At 38.7% G+C, this 20,061-nt stretch carries 17 protein-coding genes; 10 read left to right on the top strand and 7 right to left on the bottom strand.

Translation table 11 applies throughout. The features are described 5' to 3' along the window. The first annotated feature begins 71 nt into the window (after nucleotides 1–71). Both BM179_RS24265 and BM179_RS24260 read left to right on the top strand, forming a co-directional pair. Nucleotides 72–1,046: a polyprenyl synthetase family protein gene (locus BM179_RS24265; protein ID WP_092019775.1), complete on the top strand. Its 975-nt coding sequence runs from the start codon at nucleotides 72–74 to the stop codon at nucleotides 1,044–1,046. Between the two features lie 388 nt (nucleotides 1,047–1,434). Then, the gene (locus tag BM179_RS24260) at nucleotides 1,435–2,517 is read left to right on the top strand and encodes a Gfo/Idh/MocA family protein (protein ID WP_092019746.1); all 1,083 of its coding nucleotides are present in this window, start codon (nucleotides 1,435–1,437) and stop codon (nucleotides 2,515–2,517) included. A gap of 77 nt (nucleotides 2,518–2,594) precedes the next feature. Here BM179_RS24260 and BM179_RS24255 read toward each other — a convergent pair whose 3' ends face one another. The 3 genes from BM179_RS24255 to dusB form a co-directional block, all read right to left on the bottom strand. Beyond that, on the bottom strand, nucleotides 2,595–3,092 hold the full coding sequence (locus BM179_RS24255) for an acyl-CoA carboxylase biotin carboxyl carrier protein subunit (protein WP_092019745.1): 498 nt from the start codon (nucleotides 3,090–3,092) through the stop codon (nucleotides 2,595–2,597). A gap of 101 nt (nucleotides 3,093–3,193) precedes the next feature. Next, a complete protein-coding gene (locus tag BM179_RS24250; protein WP_092019744.1) occupies nucleotides 3,194–4,111 on the bottom strand; it encodes a DMT family transporter in 918 nt (305 codons plus the stop codon). Nucleotides 4,112–4,240: 129 nt separating this feature from the next. Continuing rightward, nucleotides 4,241–5,233, bottom strand: a complete 993-nt coding sequence (gene dusB / locus BM179_RS24245) for a tRNA dihydrouridine synthase DusB (RefSeq protein WP_092019743.1) — start codon at nucleotides 5,231–5,233, stop codon at nucleotides 4,241–4,243. 162 nt (nucleotides 5,234–5,395) lie between these two features. On the opposite strand from dusB, the gene BM179_RS24240 reads away from it, so the two are divergent. The 4 genes from BM179_RS24240 (at nucleotide 5,396) to BM179_RS24225 (ending at nucleotide 8,406) form a co-directional block, all read left to right on the top strand. Further along, entirely contained in the window at nucleotides 5,396–6,367 is a 972-nt protein-coding gene (locus BM179_RS24240) for a CPBP family intramembrane glutamic endopeptidase (protein ID WP_092019742.1), read from the top strand. Between the two features lie 42 nt (nucleotides 6,368–6,409). After that, complete coding sequence (locus BM179_RS24235; RefSeq protein WP_092019741.1) at nucleotides 6,410–6,637, top strand: hypothetical protein; 228 nt, start codon at nucleotides 6,410–6,412, stop codon at nucleotides 6,635–6,637. A 95-nt stretch (nucleotides 6,638–6,732) separates the two neighbouring features. After that, on the top strand, nucleotides 6,733–7,569 hold the full coding sequence (locus BM179_RS24230) for a phosphatidate cytidylyltransferase (RefSeq protein ID WP_092019740.1): 837 nt from the start codon (nucleotides 6,733–6,735) through the stop codon (nucleotides 7,567–7,569). 159 nt (nucleotides 7,570–7,728) lie between these two features. Next, nucleotides 7,729–8,406: a carboxypeptidase-like regulatory domain-containing protein gene (locus BM179_RS24225; protein WP_177219505.1), complete on the top strand. Its 678-nt coding sequence runs from the start codon at nucleotides 7,729–7,731 to the stop codon at nucleotides 8,404–8,406. Between the two features lie 247 nt (nucleotides 8,407–8,653). Here the strand turns inward: BM179_RS24225 and BM179_RS24220 are convergent, their stop codons facing one another. Continuing rightward, complete coding sequence (locus BM179_RS24220) at nucleotides 8,654–9,181, bottom strand: HEAT-like fold family protein (protein ID WP_092019738.1); 528 nt, start codon at nucleotides 9,179–9,181, stop codon at nucleotides 8,654–8,656. Nucleotides 9,182–9,510: 329 nt separating this feature from the next. On the opposite strand from BM179_RS24220, the gene BM179_RS24215 reads away from it, so the two are divergent. Next, entirely contained in the window at nucleotides 9,511–12,015 is a 2,505-nt protein-coding gene (locus tag BM179_RS24215) for a TonB-dependent receptor (protein WP_177219504.1), read from the top strand. 110 nt (nucleotides 12,016–12,125) lie between these two features. Here BM179_RS24215 and pgeF read toward each other — a convergent pair whose 3' ends face one another. Beyond that, nucleotides 12,126–12,878 carry a peptidoglycan editing factor PgeF gene (gene pgeF / locus BM179_RS24210; RefSeq protein WP_092019736.1) on the bottom strand — a complete coding sequence of 251 codons (753 nt, stop codon included), beginning with the start codon at nucleotides 12,876–12,878 and terminating at the stop codon, nucleotides 12,126–12,128. Nucleotides 12,879–13,007: 129 nt separating this feature from the next. Between pgeF and BM179_RS24205 the strand changes: the two genes are divergently transcribed. Then, nucleotides 13,008–14,381 (top strand): M28 family peptidase, encoded by a 1,374-nt coding sequence (locus tag BM179_RS24205; protein WP_092019735.1) that lies wholly within the window; start codon nucleotides 13,008–13,010, stop codon nucleotides 14,379–14,381. A gap of 92 nt (nucleotides 14,382–14,473) precedes the next feature. Here BM179_RS24205 and BM179_RS24200 read toward each other — a convergent pair whose 3' ends face one another. Further along, a complete protein-coding gene (locus BM179_RS24200) occupies nucleotides 14,474–15,046 on the bottom strand; it encodes an RNA polymerase sigma factor (RefSeq protein ID WP_092019734.1) in 573 nt (190 codons plus the stop codon). Nucleotides 15,047–15,235: 189 nt separating this feature from the next. Between BM179_RS24200 and BM179_RS24195 the strand changes: the two genes are divergently transcribed. After that, the gene (locus BM179_RS24195) at nucleotides 15,236–16,117 is read left to right on the top strand and encodes an AraC family transcriptional regulator (RefSeq protein ID WP_092019733.1); all 882 of its coding nucleotides are present in this window, start codon (nucleotides 15,236–15,238) and stop codon (nucleotides 16,115–16,117) included. A 63-nt stretch (nucleotides 16,118–16,180) separates the two neighbouring features. Here the strand turns inward: BM179_RS24195 and BM179_RS24190 are convergent, their stop codons facing one another. Continuing rightward, on the bottom strand, nucleotides 16,181–18,217 hold the full coding sequence (locus tag BM179_RS24190) for a kojibiose hydrolase (RefSeq protein WP_092019732.1): 2,037 nt from the start codon (nucleotides 18,215–18,217) through the stop codon (nucleotides 16,181–16,183). A gap of 717 nt (nucleotides 18,218–18,934) precedes the next feature. Here BM179_RS24190 and BM179_RS24180 point away from each other — a divergent pair. Continuing rightward, complete coding sequence (locus BM179_RS24180) at nucleotides 18,935–19,969, top strand: GntR family transcriptional regulator (RefSeq protein WP_092019730.1); 1,035 nt, start codon at nucleotides 18,935–18,937, stop codon at nucleotides 19,967–19,969. Nucleotides 19,970–20,061: the final 92 nt, after the last annotated feature.

Genomic DNA, 20,061 nt, shown 5'->3' with positions numbered 1-20,061 from the left:
TTATGAAGAGGTATGAAGTTATGAGTTATGAGGACTCTAAACTCTCAGCTCGGAACGGTCAACCCCAGAAAATGTCGATTTCAATAAAAGAAATACAAGCCCCGATTGCCGATGAAATGAATGCCTTTGAAGGTAAGTTTCGTCAGTTCATGAAAACAAAAGTAATGCTGTTGGATACCATCATGAACTACATTGTCCAGCGCAAAGGAAAGCAATTACGTCCGATGTTTGTGTTTCTGACTGCTGGAAGCAGCGGCGAAATTAACGAAAAAACCTATCGGGCGGCAGCCTTTATCGAACTCCTTCATACAGCATCGCTTGTTCATGATGATGTAGTGGATGACTCCAATTACCGCCGTGGTTTCTTCTCGGTTAACGCTTTGTGGAAAAACAAAATTGCTGTACTGGTAGGAGATTATCTTTTATCCAAGCTTTTATTATTGTCTGTAGAAAACGAAGATTATGATTTGCTTAAGCTCGGTTCTACAGCCGTAAAAGTGATGTCAGAAGGGGAGTTGTTACAGATGGAGAAGGCAAGAAAACTGGATATTACGGAGGAGGTGTATTTTGAAATTATCCGTCAGAAGACTGCTGCACTGATTGCCGCTTGCTGTGCTATGGGTGTAAGCTCAGTAGGAGCAGATAGCCAGATAGTGGAAAAGGCACGTCTTTTTGGTGAAAAAGTGGGAATAGCCTTTCAGATCAAGGATGATTTATTTGATTATGGTGACGCTGAAATCGGGAAACCTTTGGGAATTGATATCAAAGAGAAAAAAATGACTTTACCTTTGATTTATGCCCTTAATCATGCTGATTGGTGGACGAAGCGAAAGATTATAGGGGTCATTAAGAACGAGTCTGAAAAGCCTGCAAAAGTAGCGGAGGTTATTGATTTTGTGAAAAAGTCCGGAGGGATTCAATACGCTACAGAAGTAATGCAGAAATATGTGAAAGAAGCAATTGAAATTCTGGGCTCTTTCCCGGAGTCCCCTTACAGGAAATCCTTAGATGCGCTTGTGCAGTATACCATTGAAAGAACGAAATAATATAAAAGACTGAGTCTGACAGGATTCAGTCTTTTGTGTTTTAATAGGATTCACTTCAAAGTTGAGAAGGCTTCTCTTTAAAAAAGCATGTTTTGTCTGAAAACTTCTGCTGTTAATAAATTCCTCACCTGATCTGATTTTAATTGTATGAGAAGAAATATATTACAGGTGAAAAATATAAATAAGAGGTTCTTCTGTATTTAATTTTCATACACCTCCGTGATTAAAATATGCCTGTTCTTCTTATATGAATAGTTTTTACCTTAAAAATGTAATATTTATAAGCTCCTGTCCTTAGGCATACCCTATAAGCCAATTGTGAATTTGAAACTTAGTTGTTAGCTTTGATAAAATAAGTATTTGTCATTCTGTAACATATTACTGATTCATGTCACTTCCTAAAAATCCTTTACGTGTCCTGGTGGTAGGATGCGGCAATATGGGCGCCTCTCATGCCTTCGCTTACCAGCTGATTGACGGTTTTGAAATCTGTGGAATTGTTTCTACCGGAAAAAGCAAAGAAATTCTCAATGAAAAATTGGGAGGAGGATACGCTTTATATGACGATTATGCCAGAGCACTTGATGCTTCCCGGCCTGATGCAGTTTGTATTTCCACTTATCCTGATACCCACGAAGCTTTTGCAATCATGGCTTTTGAGAAGGGCTGCCATGTCTTTATAGAAAAGCCTTTAGCCGATACTGTTGAAGGTTCGGAACGGGTTGCTGCTGCGGCAAAAGCTGCCGGGAAAAAACTGGTAGTGGGTTATATCTTAAGACATCATCCATCCTGGGAGAAATTTGTGGAAATTTCTCATGAACTGGGCAAACCTCTCGTGATGCGCATGAACCTTAATCAGCAAAGTCATGGGGTTATGTGGAACGTTCACCGAAACCTGATGAAAAGCCTTAGTCCGATTGTGGATTGCGGTGTGCATTATATTGATGTAATGTGTCAGATGACCCGCTCTAAGCCTGTACAGGTAAATGCGATAGGTGCCCGTCTGACTGATGATATTCCGGAAGGAAATTACAATTATGGTCAGTTACAGATTCGCTTTGAAGATGGTTCGGTAGGCTGGTATGAAGCCGGTTGGGGACCAATGATGAGCGAGACAGCCTTTTTTGTAAAAGATGTAATCGGACCGAAAGGCTGTGTGTCTATTGTTGCAAAAGAAGCAGGAGGAACCGGGAAATCTGATAATGTTGATTCTCATACCAAAACAGAATCTTTACGCTGGCACCATTCAACGCTCAACGAAAACAATGAGTTTGTCAAAGAAGATAACTGGATTAATCTGACGGATGAGCCTGATCATCAGGAGCTTTGTAATCGGGAACAACGCTTTTTCCTGAAAGCGATTACAGAAGATACTGATTTGACAGACCATGTACAGGATGCCATTAACAGTTTAAAGATTGCTTTTGCCTGTGATGAGTCTGTACGTACAGGATTACCGGTAATGCTTTAAAATAAGAAAAGGGATTTTGTATTTTGATGACAATGATCAGAAATACAGAATCCCTTTTCAATTAAGAATAACCTTACTTATTCAAATTCTATTAAAATCTGGTTTTTTTCCACATTCTTTTTGGAAGATACCCGTATTTTTTTGATTTTTCCTTCACCGGTGGCTTTCAGTACATTTTCCATTTTCATTGCTTCCAGAATCAGCAGTGAGTCCCCTTTATTCACAGTATCTCCTACTTTTACTTTAATGTCAACAATGAGCCCCGGCATAGGTGCTTTCAGGTCATTTACTTTAGCCTGAGCCCCGTTATTGATTCCCAATTGGGTAAGGAGCAGGTCAAATCGGTCTTTCACAGACACCTGATACTGGTTTTGGTTAATTTTTATGAGAAAAGCCTTATTCTGATAATCAGCAGCTAATACTTCAGCTGTAAAAGAATGATTTTTAAACAGAATATGAAAGGTGTTTTCCCGGATTACCTGTAAATCCCAATCCAGAATTTCCTCGTTTACAAGGATTTCTGAAGTATCATTATGAATATCAAAAATGCGGTTATTAACTGTCGCTTTTAGCATAGCTGCGGTTTATTTATTTTGCAATTTTATGTTTAATCCGCAGACAAGAAAATAATTTCCAATATAATTCTCCGGGAATGAAAGGAGAATGATTTTGGAACCTATTTTTTATTGACAAGATAAACCCCGATCAGGATAATTGACATTCCCAGATAATGTTGAAAAAGAATGGCTTCGCTATCCAGTAAACCCCAGAGAATAGCCACAATCGGAATCAGATAAGTGACAGAACTGGCCAATACAGCCGAAGTTTTCTGAATTAATTTGTTGAATAGCATCATTGCAATGGCAGAACCCATTACGCCCAGCAACGACCCGTAAACAAGAGGCATTAAATCGTTGGTATTTCTGACTTTTTCCACAAAATCCCCGCTAAACAATATCATGGCAGCGATTGGCCCGATTGTCATGAAAATGCAGGTGGTTATCATGATAGGGTCATAGCCTCCCAGGTTTTTCTTGATGACATTGAGGTTAATACCATACATGATCGTAGCAAGCACTACAAAAACGGCATATCCGTTAAGGCTCACACTATTTTTGGCTCCTACAAAGATCAGGAATAATGAACCCATAAAGCCCAGTATAATACCAAGTGTTTGCCGGCGGGTGATGATACTTCCAAATACAGTTGCTCCGATAAGCAGGGTAAAAAGCGGGGTAAGCGAGTTTAAGGCTCCTGAAACGGCACTATCCATGTGTTTTCCGGCATAAGAAAATAACAGAGCCGGGAATAAATTCCCGAGTAGTCCTGAAAGCAGGAAATAACCCCATTTCTCTCGCGGGATTTTCGAAAAACGATAAATGAATACAGGCACAAAGAAAAGAAACGCCGAAAAAATTCTTAATGACCCAACCTGCAGCACATCAAACAATACGAGGCTTTTCTTTACTAAAATGAAAGAACTTCCCCAGATGAGAGCAAGAACTCCCAGTAAAATCCAGTTGGCAAGATTAGATGAAGCGGTTTTAGAAGGCTGTTCGATGATAGAAGCCGAAGCCGTATTAGTCTGACTCATGATAAAATATAGTTTAGTAATATGCCGGAATATCTTCCGGCAAGCGGTTGGTTTGAGATGAGGATAAAAATGAAAATCCCTGCAAGGTTTGAAGCCTGCAGGGATTTACTAAGCCGTTTCCTGCCTTTTTCAAACAAGAACTTCCTGAGAATAAAAAACTGCTACTTCTTGTAATATATCTGTAATTTCCTGATAGTCAGGAGATGTTACCAGTTTCATACGAAATGGCTTGAAATGGTCAAGACCCTTAAAATAATTGGAATAATGACGTCGCATTTCAACAATACCGGAATGATTTCCTTTCCATCTGATTGAAAAATCCAGGTGTTTCCTGCAAACATTAATCCGGTCTTCAATGGTTGGTTCCGGTAAATGCTCTCCGGTTTTTAAGAAATGCTTGATTTCGTTAAAAATCCAGGGATAACCGATTGAGGCTCTTCCGATCATAATGCCATCTACCCCGTACCTTTCCTTATATTCCAGTGCTTTTTCCGGAGAATCAATATCTCCATTTCCGAAAATGGGAATATTAATCCTTGGATTTTCCTTTATTTTTGCGATCAAACGCCAGTCGGCATCTCCTTTATACATCTGCACACGTGTGCGGCCATGAACGGTAAGGGCCTTAATTCCGATATCCTGAAGTCTTTCAGCAACATCTTCGATATTTTTAGTGCTTTCATCCCATCCTAAACGTGTTTTAACCGTGACAGGGAGATGTGTTGATTCAATAACAGCCCTGGTCATAGCAACCATCTTTGGGATGTCCTGTAATAAAGCGGCTCCTGCACCCCTGCAGGCAACCTGTTTTACAGGGCAACCGTAATTAATATCAATCAGATCCGGTTTGGCATTGGTCGCGATTTCACCGCAGGTTCTCATTGTTTCTATATCAGAACCAAATAATTGAATACCAATCGGGTGTTCATATTCGAAAATATCCAGTTTTTGAACACTTTTGGCAGCATCGCGGATCAGACCTTCAGACGAAATAAACTCTGTGTACATCAGATCTGCTCCGTTTTCTTTGCATACCGCTCTGAACGGAGGATCTGAAACATCCTCCATAGGTGCCAGTAATAATGGAAAATCCTCTAACTCTATGTTCCCTATTTTAACCATTGACTCTTAATTTGTGACAGATTACTCTTTACGTTTTTCAGTTCTCCGGGCAAAAATGACTTATATTTAAGCTCAGGATGATTTCAAAGATTAAACAAAATCTCTAATAACCAATCCTCAAAAACGAATAACTGATTTTTTTGCTGTAAATTTACAACCATTATGTTAGAAAATGGCAAAATTTCCCCAATTACTGAACGTCCTTTAATTGCTAAGTTATTGATTTTAGGAGGTTTATTCTTTGTTGGTTCTTTCATTGGTCAGATTTTTGGATTAATTATCGTCATGTTTATGACGGGAATGACCCATACTTCCAATGCGACACAACTTCAAAGCCAGATTCAGGCGTTAATTACCCACCCCGAAAGTTTCCCAAATGGCTGGTATGCACTTATGGCTTTGCAATGGTTTTCTGCCTTGTTCAGCTTCGTGGGAGCCTCATGCTTTTACTGGCGATTTATAGAAAGACGCCGTATAAGTGATTTTAGTTCCACAAGAGTTGCCAATCCTTTAATCTGGATTGCGATTATTGTACTTATTGTCGCAGCAATACCTTTCAATGATTTTATTTATAATCTGAACAAAAGCATGGTGCTGCCGGAGACACTCAAGGGTGTTGAGACCTGGATGCGGGAAAGCGAAGACCAATTGGCAGAAATGACCAGATTCCTGACCAGTTTTCATACTTTTGAACAGTTTGTGATTGCAATGGCTGTTATTGCAGGTTTGGCAGCGTTGGGAGAAGAAATTACTTTCAGGGGCGTTATTCAGAATTTACTGATCAGACATACCCGTAATCCGCATTTATCTATCTGGATTTCTGCTATCATTTTCAGCGCAATACATGCCCAGTTTTATGGTTTTGTACCAAGAATGATGTTGGGAGCTTTGTTTGGATATTTGTATTACTGGACAAAAAACCTCTGGATTCCGGTGGTGGCACATTTTGTCAATAATGGATTTACCATTCTGATGATATATCTTTACCAAATTAAGGTTACCGAAACGGATATAGAAAAGATGGAAAGTCCCTCTTTTATCTGGGTTTTGGTTTCAGTGGCTATAACATCTGCCATTATTTACTGGTTTTATCAGGGAAGAGTTTCTGACAGAAACAAAATGAGGGAAATCTGAGTAAACAATTCTGCTTCTTTCAAATGTTCAAAATGCAAAATTATGACTGGTTGGATTAAAATTTTTGAGTCAGAAAATACAATCAAAGTAGAATTAGCAAAAGCTTATCTGGTAGATGAACATCAGATTGAAGTGGTGGTTTTGAACAAACAGGCCAGTTCCTATAACAACCTTTTTGGATTATCGGAGTTGTATGTACATGTATCCAAGGCCGTTCTGGCAAAATTCCTGCTTGAAAATGAAGGCAGGATTTCAGATGTCCTGAATTGATGACCCCAAAAACAGAGGATTCAGTTTTTACATAAAATTATAAAATTCATACTTTAAAATATTTCATCAGCGATTTAGAAATAAACCAGGATTAAATGAACGAAAAACTAAACAATATGTCAAACCTGCAACAGCGGGTCATTGCTGCAATTATTGCTGTGCCTTTTTTGATTTTTTGTATTTATTACAGCGACTGGACTTTTTTAGGTTTATTTTTAATCATCGGGATTTTAGCGCAATTGGAATTTTATAAGTTACTGGGTTTGGATGGTAATCTTCCCCTTACTTATTACGGAACTTTTTGCGGGGTTGTACTTCATTCTCTTACTTTTCTGATTGAAAAAGGGATGATTCCTTATCAGAATTATTATATACTTTCTCCGCTTTTGGCCAGCATTTTCTTTATTAAATTATATAAAGGTAAAGACGAAAAACCATTTAAGAATATCGCTTATACCTTTTTGGGAATTATTTACGTGGCTTTGCCATTTGCCCTGGTAACTGTACTGGCTTTCATGACTAATTATGAATACAGCTGGCAAAAAGTGTTAGGCTGTTTGTTTTTACTTTGGGCAAGTGATACCGGTGCGTATTTTGCAGGAACTAAATTCGGTAGGACCAAATTATTTGAAAGAGTTTCGCCTAAAAAATCATGGGAGGGAAGCCTCGGCGGTTTTGCTGCTTCTATGATCGTAGCTTATATATTATCCCTGTATTTCCATGACCTGAAAGCATGGCAGTGGTTTGGCGTCGGGGGAATTATTGTAGTGGCCGGAACGTATGGTGACCTTGTGGAATCATTGTTCAAACGAAGCATTAAAATCAAAGATTCCGCCTCAACAATCCCGGGGCATGGAGGATTTCTGGACAGATTTGATGGTTTATTACTTTCCGTACCATTTATTATTACATTTTTAAAATTGTTTTCGTAAATTCCCTTAGGAAAGAAAAACGTTAAAAACTGTTAAAAAGACAAATAGAAGCAAACGAGGAAACGTTAAATAAATAACTTTGTAGCTGATAAATATTTTATGGATTTGAAAATCAAGCGCATATTTTTCGTTATTGTTCTATGCTTTTTAACAAGCACAGTGAAATTATTTGCACAAGGTGAAGACAAAACAGTTCAGTTTTCCGGAAGAGTTGTAACTGACCGGAATTCGGAATTTTTGCCAAATGCCTATGTTTTTAACCCCCACTCCGGAAGAGGAACACTTTCCGATAACTTTGGTTTTTTTAAGTTATTGGTTTATCCGGGGGATAGTATCGTATTTAGTTACGTAGGATTCAGAAAGAGATATTATATCATTCCAAGGGAAACAGAGCAGGTGCATTCTGCAACGATTTTCATGCAGGAAGACACTAAAGTTCTGGCAGAAGTAAAAGTTTATCCTTACAGTACGGAAGAAGATTTCAAAAAGGCATTTATGGACATGAAGCTGGCTGATGAGCGTCAGCGTAAAGCTTTGGCCGAAAACCTTGAACAGTCAAAACTGAATGTCCTGGCTTTGCAGGCGGGTATGGGTACCTCGGCCAACTTCAGGAACTTCTCCCAGCAAATGGTTTTTGCCAATGCTAACAGAAATGGTTTTCAGAGCCCATTACTGGCATTAACGAACCCTTTTGCCTGGATGAACTTTATCAAATCAATCAAAAATGGTGATTTGAAAAGAGACGACTGGAAAAAAGCATATGAACTACCACCTTTAGAAAATATTTCGAGAGACAAGTTTTTAAGGGAACAGAAAAGAGAAATTAACGGACAATAGATTATACTTTCTGATAATCGATGAACCGAAAGGCTCAATGATTCTGGAAAAGCCTCCCGCGTGATTTCACGCGGGATTTTTGTTGTCAGATAAATTTGATTTGAAAAGTAAGATTTCAAACAAAAAGCATTGTCTCTATGTGTCCTTATGCTCCTATGTGGTGACAGGTATGTCTCTATGTGCCCTATGCTCCTATGTGGTGACAGGTATGTCTCTATGTGTCCTATGCTCCTATGTGGTTACATGCCTACGTAGTTGCACGCTTTTTAAAACCCGCCAGAATTTTCTTTCCTCTGTTAGTAAAGGCCGGAGACTCATAAGGTAATTGTTCTTCGATAAGAACAATTAAATCATTTTGCAATTCAGGATAAATCAAACTAAGGTTATATAAAATCTTCATGGCAAATGCTCTGATAGCCACAGCCTCACTCTTTTTTTCGAGGTAACCGAAGCAAATTTCAGCAGCAAGACCATGTAAATCTTCCGGGATGGCGACCTCCTGCAAAATTCTGGTGCTATTTCTTTTGATAGCATCATGTAAATCCGGTTTCAGCAGATTTTCCAGAATTTGTTTAAAATAGGGGTTTAGCAGATACGGCCATTTGCGTACACAGTCACTCATAGACCATGCTGCCCGTTGCGTAACCCGATATTCACCCTCAAAAAAGAGATGCATTAATTCCGCAAATTTTTCCGGATCACCATTTATAAAGCTTACAATTTTGTTTACCTGCTCTTTTGAGTGCTGAGCTAAAATTGCTTCCCTGAGATTCATGACTTTCAGTTATATTTTTTGTTTAGAGGTAAGTGGTTGATTTTTAAATGGATAAAGTTGGTGTTTTGATAGATATTTGCCGGTTTCATGCTGAGTATTTCAGTTTAGTTCTGGTATTTATACTGCAATTTGTAATTTTTTTTCCGTCCAGCCTGCAACCTTTTTTGGGGCATCTGCATCATATCCCTGAAAACGCTCCCAAAACTTTCATAAGACTAATCTACCATTTATCATTTTATACATCCTATAAAGGTAGTTTGTATTGCAAGGTACTAGTGAAATAAAGAACTTTGGGCATGAATAAAACAAATACCTTATATCTCAACCAGATGAAACGTTTATTTTACTTTTTAACACTCCTCTCAATCCTATCAATTAACGCAGGATTTACTGCTCAAGCACAAACCAGAGGAAATATTACCGGTCAGATCGTGGACAACAATAAAAAGATTGTTGAATTTGCCAGTATCATGCTTTTGAAAGCAAAAGATTCTACCCTGGCAAAAGGGGCTTTAACAGACGTAAACGGACAATTTGAAATAGAAAGCGTTGCAGATGGAAACTATTTACTAAGTGTTTCCCAGGTCGGATACAAAAAATATTTTACACCGGCTTTCACAATCGGAGAAGGAAACAGAGTAATCAAATTCCCGAATATTGTTTTAAATGAAGATGCAAAGCAATTAGGTGAAGTTCAGGTTGTTGCCAAGAAACCATTTATTGAACAACAAATAGACAGAACAGTTGTAAATGTAGAAAACTCAATCGTTTCTGCCGGAAGCAGTGCGATAGAAGTACTTGAAAAAGCACCGGGCGTGACAGTTGATAAGGATGGAAACATCTCTTTAAAAGGAAAGCAATCAGTTATGGTAATGCTGGACGGCAAACCAACCTATATGTCGGCCAGTGATTTGGCAAACATGTTGAGAAATATGCAGTCGAGCCAGCTGGATAAAATTGAGATCATGACAAATCCTCCTGCAAAATATGATGCAGCCGGAAATGCCGGGATTATCAATATCAGGTTAAAGAAAAACCAGAATATGGGTCTGAACGGATCACTTAACGCCGGAATAGGTTATGGACTTGATCGTTGGTTTCCAAAGGAAAATGCCGGAATCAACCTTAATTATCGCCAGGGAAAAGTAAACATTTTTGGAAACGTTTCTGCCAATGGCCGTGATGGTTTCCAAACTCAGAATATCAGTCGGAAATTCTTTGAAAATGGGGTTCAAACCTCTGGTTTTGACCAGGTTGGTAACAATCTCCAGAAAAGTAATTCAGTTTCGTATAAAGCAGGAGCGGATTTCTTCATAGATAAGAAAAATACAATCGGGGTACTCTTTAATGGCATGACCGGGCATTGGGGACAAATTGGAGACAATAATACGCAGATTAAAAATGCTGCTGCTGTTTTGGATACTACCTCAATTACCAAGAGCGATTTTGCAAGTGACTGGAGTAATTATTCTACCAATCTTAACTTCAAACATACTTACGATTCTACCGGAAAAGAATTTTCTGCCGATCTTGATTATGCACATTATAATAATTCTACGGATCAGAAATATCGCACCAACAAGTTTGACCGTGAAAACATTCTGAGACAGGTGAGAAATGAAAATGGTACGACACTCTCAGGAATTAATATTTATTCAGGAAAATTTGACTTTACAATGCCTTTGAAAAACAAAGCAAAATTTGAAGCCGGGGCAAAAACAAGTTTTGTGAAATCTGATAATGACATGGCTTTTGTCTTTCTGAAAGGTGAAAATAATGAAACAATTGTTCCTGATCCATTGAGAACAAGGGTATTTGTTTACAATGAAAATATCAATGCAGCTTACGTGAACTATTCAAAAGAGTTTAAAAAATTATCGGTACAGATAGGTTTCAGGGTTGAGAATACCAATGGACAGGGTACTTTAGGAGGGAAAGATTTGTTGAAAAGAAATTATACCAACGTCTTCCCGAGTATCTTCTTCCGTCAGAAGTTATCAGAAAACAATCAGCTAGGTTATTCTTACAGCCGCAGAATTGACCGCCCGAGCTATGAAGATTTGAATCCATTCCTTTTCTTCCTGGATCCATATACATTCCAGAGAGGTAATGAGTTCTTATTGCCACAATATACTGATGCGATCGAAGTCTCTCATACTTACAAGAATGCATTTACGACGACTTTAAATTTTAGCCGTACCAATGACGTGATGACAGATATCCTTGAACAGGACAATGCCCGTAAAACAACAAACCAGACTAAAGTAAACATTGGTCATGTAGATAATATCGGAATCGCCTTTTCTGCTCCGGTGCCAATTGCAAAATGGTGGACAAGTAACTCTTACCTGAATGTTTATTATAATCACTATGTAGGAGATATTCCTAACGTGGTATTTGGTTCGGATGGTTCAACAACAACTACTTACAAACCATTGGATGCTTCAACTGTGTCATATACTTTTAACTCTTCTCACCAGTTTACATTGCCTAACGGCTATTCAATGGAATTGAGCGGATGGTATCAGGCACCATTTATTGAAGGTCAGCTGGCTGGTCGCAGCATGGGAGCTATTTCATGGGGTGTGCAAAAGAAACTGATGAACAATAAAGCAACTTTGAAACTTAATGTAAATGACGTTTTCTGGTTGAATCAGTTCCGCGGATCATTTGTATTCAACGATATAGATGTTAAAGTAAGTAACCGTTGGGAAAGCCGTGTAGCCCGTTTGACTTTCACTTACCGTTTTGGTAATAACAAAGTTGCTGCTGCACGTCAGAGAGCTACAGGTTTGGAAGACGAGAAAAACAGAGTAAAAGGTTCCGGTAACTAAAACCAGCATCTGTACAATCAAAAAGGGAATCGATCCACTTCGGATCGATTCCCTTTTTGATTGTAAGCATATTGAAACGGGGCATTTTTTACCTGAAAACAGGAATAACCTTATTTTAAGCCGATTACTGCCATCATTCTTCCGGTAATACCTTTTTCCAGACGATGTGAGAAGAAGCGGTCATTATGAAGAATTGTGGATAAATCTGAGATTTCAATATTGCTTTCCGGAATCCCGAAAGCCATTAGCTGAGCTTTATTGGCTGCTTTCAGATCTACGAAATATTTTTGTTTGTTTTTATCAAATCTCTTGAAAATTTCAGGAAATTCATCGGCAACTTCCTGCCCGACTTCAAAGGAACATTCGTCAATACAGGTACCAATAAAGGCAAAACAGTCGGAAGCTGTTGTCCCGAAATGACTTTCCATAGTCTGAAGTGTTTTCATTACGATTTCTTTTACCGTACCCCGCCAGCCTGCATGTACAGACGCCACTGCTTTTTTCCCGGAATCATAAATTAATACAGGTGTACAGTCAGCAACTGATACCGCAGGAAATAGATTTTTGGTATTTGTGATGATTGCATCATATCCTTCAAAATTACCCGGCCGGTCAGCCACCAGAACTTTGTCTTCATGCACCTGATGAGAGAGTACAATTCTGTCAGATGAAATGCCGAGTCCGCCAAAAAACAGCTCGCGGTTCCGAAGTACATGCTCAGGATTATCGGCAGTGGATTTACCAAGATTCAAAGAGCTGTAAGGTTCTTTACTTACCCCGCCGAGACGGGTACTCTGGGCTGCAATCAAATTCTGGAAATTTGTAAAAATCTTAGGTATCTGATATGATAAGGGGTTTTGCATTGGATTTTTTAATGTATTTTAATGACAATAGAATATCTTTGTTACTAAGGGCAAATTTCAGGAAAAATTCCGGGAATTGGCATTTATGCAAAACTTTATCAAATTCTAACTACCATTTATTTACATTTTATGAAAAAACATTTTTTACTGGTTACCACACTTTTGAGTTTGTCTTTAGGAACGGCTCATGCACAAAAAGAAGATTCTCTTACCATCCGCAAAATTTATGATGAGGTATTGGAACATGGAAAGTCATACGAATGGCTTCGTCAGCTTACATCTGAAGTCGGACCGAGATTAAGTGGTTCCAAAGGAGCTGAAAAGGCTGTGATATGGGCAAAAGACCTGCTTGAAAAACAAGGATTCGACAGAGTCTTTTTGCAGGAAGTAATGGTTCCTCATTGGGTCCGTGGAAAAAAGGAAGAAGCTTTTATCCTTAATAACAAACAAAAAGTTGCTGTGCCTCTGGTTGCATTGGGTGGGTCGGTAGCTACCCCTGCCAAAGGGATTACCGCTGAAGTAGTGGAAGTACATAATTTTCAGGAGCTCAGAGCTTTAGGAGAAGACAAATGCAAAGGTAAAATTGTATTTTTCAACCGCCCGATGGATGCTAAAAAAATCAGCACTTTTGAAGCTTACGGCGGAGCCGGAGATCAGCGCAGAAGCGGTGCTAATGAGGCGGCAAAGGTAGGCGCAATCGGGATGATTGTCCGCTCCTTGAGCAGTACGCTGAATGACCATCCTCATACGGGCTCAATGGTTTATGCAACGGGCGTTCCATTAATTCCTGCGGCGGCGATCAGTACTAATGCTGCGGAGTTACTGAGTAAAAGTTTAAAGGAGAACCCTTCTTTACAGTTTTATTTTAAACAGAATTGTGAGACATTACCGGATGTACTTTCTTATAATGTGGTTGGAGAAATAAAAGGAACAGAAAAACCTGATGAGTTTATTGTAGTAGGAGGCCACCTGGATTCCTGGGATCTGGCTGAAGGAGCTCATGATGACGGAACAGGTTGCGTACAGTCAATAGAAGTATTGCGTTTGATGAAAAACCTGGGCATTAAGCCAAGGAGAACTGTTCGTGCGGTATTATTTATGAATGAGGAGAATGGTGTAAAAGGCGGTCAGAAATATGCAGAACTAGCTAAACAAAACAATGAGAAACATTTGTTTGCCATTGAATCGGATGCGGGAGGTTTTACACCCCGTGGTTTCGGGATTCAGGGAGGTTCTGCTAATGACCTGACAAAAATTCTTACATTTAAAGATTTACTGGATCCTTACGGATTACATGAAATCGGAAAAGGCGGCGGCGGAACTGATATTGGTCCTTTAGCACCTTTAGGAACGATTCTGATCGGTTTTAAACCTGACTCTCAAAGATATTTTGAGTATCACCATACACCGATTGACCGTTTTGAAAACGTAAATCAGAGGGAATTGGAACTTGGTGCAGCTTCTATGGCATCTCTGATTTATCTGCTGGATAAAAACTTCTGATTGTATTCGCAGCGGAATGTATGAAAAAGAAAAATCCTGGACAATGATCCAGGATTTTTTGTCATTACATTAACCAAAATCAACTATTTACCCTAGAATTGTTCTCTTAACCTTTGTAATGATCTGAATAATGAATTGGCGACAGATTGCCGGTTAATGGCCTTCTTTTCTGCAATTTCATCATAGCTCATTCTCGTAAAGTATTTCATGTATAGAATCTCACGCTGGCTTTTCGGCAATAAAGCGGTCGATTCCTGTAATTTTCTTAATTTCTCCTGGTTGTGCTCATTTTCAATAAGCCTGTGCTCGTGTGAACATTCTTGTGAGAAATGTTCATAAACCTCCGTTTCATAGATTGGACTGAAGTTTTTAGCCTTCACCAACCTTCTTACCAAATTGTTTTTGATAGACCTGAATAAATAAAATTTAATCGAGTCAACCGGACTCAGTCTGTCATGTTTTTCCCAGATTTCAAGAAACAAATCATGAATTGAGTCTTCAAGTAAAGCACGGTCATACGTAAACTGAGATCCATATCTGTACAGCGGTCTGTTATACTGCTGATAGATGAAGTTGAACACCTCTTTGTCTCCCTGACGAAGACAATCCCAGAGCTCAACATCAGGCAATGCAAGAATTGATTTGGAAGAACGGGTCGTTTTCATGGCCACAATGAATCTCTGGGTTATATTGTATTTAACAAATATTGTTTTGTACTTTCGATACAAAGATAGAACTGATTCGAGCAATAAAACTTTCAAGCAATTAGCTTATTTTCGTACTATTTTATCATAAATATTAAAAAGGGAGGTTAATTATTGTATATTTATGTTGAATTTCATCAAAATTGAACAATGAAACCACAATTTCTGAAGGTTCCTTTAAAACCAGAGCTTTCTTTCAGTATTCGCCGGGATGTTGTGCCATTTTTTTATAATCACTGGCATTATCATCCTGAGATAGAATTGTTGCATATCGAAAAAGGATCCGGAACCCAGTTTATCGGGGAAAGCATTGAAAATTTCTCTGAAGATCATATGGTAATGGTAGGTTCAAATCTGCCTCATATGTGGAGATGTGAAGAAAAATATCATCAGGGTCGGGCAGGTCTGTTTGCCGAATCAAAAGTGATTCATTTTTTGCCTGATTTGTGGGGAGAACGTTTTGGCAATCTTCCGGAATTAAAGGCGATTTATAACCTTTTGGAAAGCGCAAAGTCAGGTTTGCATGTGGAAGGAGAAACAAAGGAAAAAGTAAGGGTTCTGATGGAAGAAATGATTGGAATGGATGGACTGGACAGAATTATTCATTTGCTGAAAATTCTGAAAATCCTTGCCTCTTCTGATGATATCAGCTTGATTTCTCCGACCAACTTTGAATTTTCGCTTGATGATCTGGATAACCAGAGGCTTAACCAGATTTATAACTATACACTGATCAATTTTGAAAAGAAGATTTCCCTGGAAGAAGTAGCAGAAGTTGCCAATATGAGCCCGACTTCGTTTTGCAGGTATTTCAAGTCAAGAACCAATAAAACCTATTCTCAGCTTCTTCTGGAAGTCAGGGTCGGACATGCCTGCAAACTATTGATTGATGGAAATCTGAGTGTCAGTCAGATTTGTTTTGACAGTGGTTTTAATAATTCTTCAAACTTTAACCGGCATTTTAAGGCCATTACTCAAAAAACGCCTTTACAATACCAGCAGGAATATTGGAGAAGAAAAAGGAAGAAATAACATTTCAGAAAAAGAAGAAAACCCTTAGAAGTAAGACATCTGACTTCTAAGGGTTCATTTTAGTTACTTGTTTTTAACCGTATAAGTTTTCTTTTCAGGGCCTACTCCTGTGATTGTCAGGGATTTCCATTTAGACGGAAGCTTGGTTTTACGTTGTTCGATGCCATTTTCGTCAATTTCTAATCCTCCGAAACCATTTAATAAGGTCTGAAGAAAACCTCCTGCACCCGTAGCAAAATAAGGATTGGTACCTCCGGCTGTTTCAGCCAAAACGCCAAACGGTGGTACCTGATTCGGTTTATAGCTTTTCACAAACCATTCATAGCCTTTTTCCGGATTTCCCAGACGGGTATTCAAAATACTCAGAATTGCCAGAGACATCGCAGGGCCATCCGGTGAATATCTGCTTTCATAATAATCAAGGTCTTTTTTGATAGCAGCCGGGTCTGTGATTACATGCAATGGGTAGGCCAGCAAATTAACATCCGCCTGTTTAATGGTTTCTCCGTTGTAAGTGGCATGCTCTTTTGTGACGCCCTCACTGTTTTTCCAGATGACCAGGTTATCCATGATATCTTCCCATTTAGGATCAGCCTTCATTTTCAGATCATCCGCCGCATCGGTAGCATATTGTAACACTTCTTTAACAATACCGTTTGTATAGGCATTATCATCCACATTCTCAGCCCATTCATCAGCACATACTACATTGATAATATGATATTTGCCATCAGCTCCTTTTTCTACTCTGCTGGCCCAGAAATCTGCCACTTCTTTCAATAAAGGATACCCTCGTGTTCGCAGCCATTCTTTGTCTTTGGTGACCGCATAATATTTCCAGAAGGCAAAACCTACATCTGCAGTGATATGATGCTGGAACGGGCCGGTAAGCGCCCAGACCGGAGTGGCTTCCTGTCCTTCGTCATCAGATTCCCAGGGGAACATTGCTCCTTTATAACCATGTGATTTTGCATTGGCTTTTGCCGCTTCGAGTCTTTCAAAACGATATTCCAGAAGAGATCTGGCCATTTCAGGGTGCAATATCAGAATCGGAGGGTACATCCAGATTTCTGTATCCCAGAAAACGTGTCCGTTATATCCTAAACCTGATAAACCCATCGGTGAAAGGCTGTAAGCCTGGCCTTCTCTGCAAAATGAGTATAAATGATAAAGGGCAAAATGAGAGGCTTTCTGAGCTTCATCATCTCCTTCAATTTTGATATCTGACTCCCAGAGTTTATCCCATGCTTCCTGATGACGTTTTAAAAGTCTGTCTTTTTTCTCCAGAGCTGCAAAAATGGTCAGACGTTCAGCTTCATTTTGCGGATCAGCTACATGCTCTGAAGAGATGGTAGAGCCTACAATGGTAAAAGTGTATTTTTCTCCGGCTGAAAGTTTTTTGGTAAACTTCAGACGATGAAGGCCATAATCCCATTCCTCATGAATCAGCTGAGGTTCTTTTCCTCTTGGCTCTTCAAAAATAAAAGAGTTTGAAGCTGCCAGGGTCAGTTTTCCGGTAGGAGATTTTGCGACAGAGGTCAAGAGCGGAATCAGAGCATGAGGCCTGTCAATGAGGTGATAAAAATTCTTGACATCTCTCAGCATATCCGGGGCAGACATAATGCTGTGCGGAGTAACCTCGCAATCTTTTTTGGCAGTCAGTTCCACATCTATCATGGCTGTAAAAGGCAAATGTCTTAAGGCTCTGACCGTGTACTTTACAGACAGTTTGTCTTTGTAATCAAGTGTTGTGGTAAGAGAAGCATTTTTCATGTTCAGCACCTGAACATAATTGGAAATTTCGGCCCTTGATAACCTTCTGCCATCAACGTCCAGGTCCATATTCGCAAAGTCGAATGTCTTAAGAATATTGGATACCCTTCCGCGTCCGTAAGTATCAAAAGCACCGTTTAATACCACGTCTTTTACTTTCAGAGGCTCGGCAGATGAAACGATTCCGATCATGCCATTTGCAACGGTTACCCCATAATAATTACCGGGGTTGATGTTGTTGGCGGTTACGGTCCATTCTTCCTGTGCAAAAAGTAAACAACTGTGAGATAAAAGCAGGAATGAGATTGTAATTAGTTTTTTCAACATGGTTAATGGGAAAATTTTGAAGTAATTTTTACTTACAATTAATAATTACTGACTCGAAAATTAAGAAAAAAGTTTAACATTTCATGAACATGTTTGCCAACTAAAAAGCCCGCCGGACCTTCCGGTTTTCAAGAACCGGCATTTCTCTGACAGGATCTCCGGCAGAATGTTTTGGAAGAAAGTAGCTTCTCCGGTTAAAAAGTGGTTTTTTACAATTTCAGATAGGCTTTTCATCAGAGAAAAAAGAACCGCTTTTTATTTTACTGGAACATTTGTCTTGGATAAAATTAACTTTTTCTATGTTTTGTTTATTTTGGCAACGTTCCCGATAACGATTGCATAAATAAATGCAATTCAATGTTTGATTTATTAAGTCCGGATTTTTAACCTTGTTCAGCCTGAGACCTTAGTGTTTTTATCAGTATTTTTTCTGTTTCTTGGAAAAAGCATATTCTGACAGCGGGATTTACGGCAAATAACAGAGAGATTCTGTGTTTCTTATCATGAGAAACCGGGGTAGTTTATCTGTTGTAAAGACTGAAAAAAAACTCAGTCAGGGGAGTAATGAGAAATTCGGTGGAAATGAGTACCCGTTTTCCGGATTTTTACGTATAGTTGATTACGTTTATTTATGCTGGCTGAAACAAGGTTATCGTATTGAAAGTTTAAGAAAAATAATATTCAATACCCCATTATCAAAGTTGTCTAATTAAGGAAATGAAAAGATCTGCAATATGGGACGTTATCAAAGTTGATGAAATATCTGTTACCCCAAAATATCTTCAACTTATCCATTCCACGCTTAAAGGCATTGAAAGGGGACAAATTAAATTAAATGACAGACTTCCTTCTATCAATGAGGTAAGTTTTGAACTGGATGTGTCCAGAGATACGGTTGAGAAATCCTACAAACACCTGAAGCATATCGGAATACTGGAGTCGGTACCAAGTAAAGGCTATTTTATCAAGAATACTGAATTTGAAAAGCCGCTGAAAGTTTTTCTGCTCTTTAATAAACTGTCTGTACATAAGAAGATTATTTACGATTCTTTTGTTTCGCAGCTGGGAGAACAGGTGGTAATTGATTTTTATATTTATAACAATGATTTCGGGCTTTTCAAGAAGCTTATTCACAGCAAAAAAGAAGAAGATTATTCTCATTTTGTCATTATACCTCATTTCCTGAATGATGGGGGAAAAGTGAATGAAGTGATAAGCGCTATTCCTAAAGACAAGCTGGTGTTGCTGGATAAGCTTGTTCAGGGCGTAAAAGGGGAATATGCCGCAGTATATGAAAATTTTGAAAAAGATATTTATGAGGCACTTTGTCAGGTACTGGAACGGCTTTGTAATTACAATACCTTAAAAATTCTGTTTCCGAAAAACAGTTATTACCCTGAAGAAATACTGAATGGTTTTCTCAATTTCTGCAATGATTATGCTTTTGAATACAAAGTAGTTCATGATATAAATTGTGAGGAAATCAAACCTGGAGAAGTGTATATCAGCCTTATGGAAGATGACCTGGTTGTCTTAATGAAAAGTATTCTTTCTCAGAACCTGAAAGTAGGGCAGGAGGTTGGGGTGATTTCTTACAATGAAACTCCGCTTAAAGAAATTATACTTGATGGTATTACCACCATTTCCACTAATTTTTGCGAAATGGGAACAATGGCAGCACAATTGATTCAGCAAAATGTCAAAAAACATGTTGAAAACCGATTCGAAGTAACTTTACGGAATTCATTATAAATTAAAATTTTATTCCTCCCTTTTACCTACCGGATGGTGCAGGACGCTGTGATTATAAATGAGAATTATCTTTGAGGAAATTGTATCAATCT

The organism is Pseudarcicella hirudinis (assembly GCF_900115665.1).
GTDB classification, from domain to species: domain Bacteria; phylum Bacteroidota; class Bacteroidia; order Cytophagales; family Spirosomataceae; genus Pseudarcicella; species Pseudarcicella hirudinis.
The sequence above is the reverse complement of the archived record's forward strand: the minus strand, read 5'-3'. Positions and strand labels throughout refer to the sequence as shown.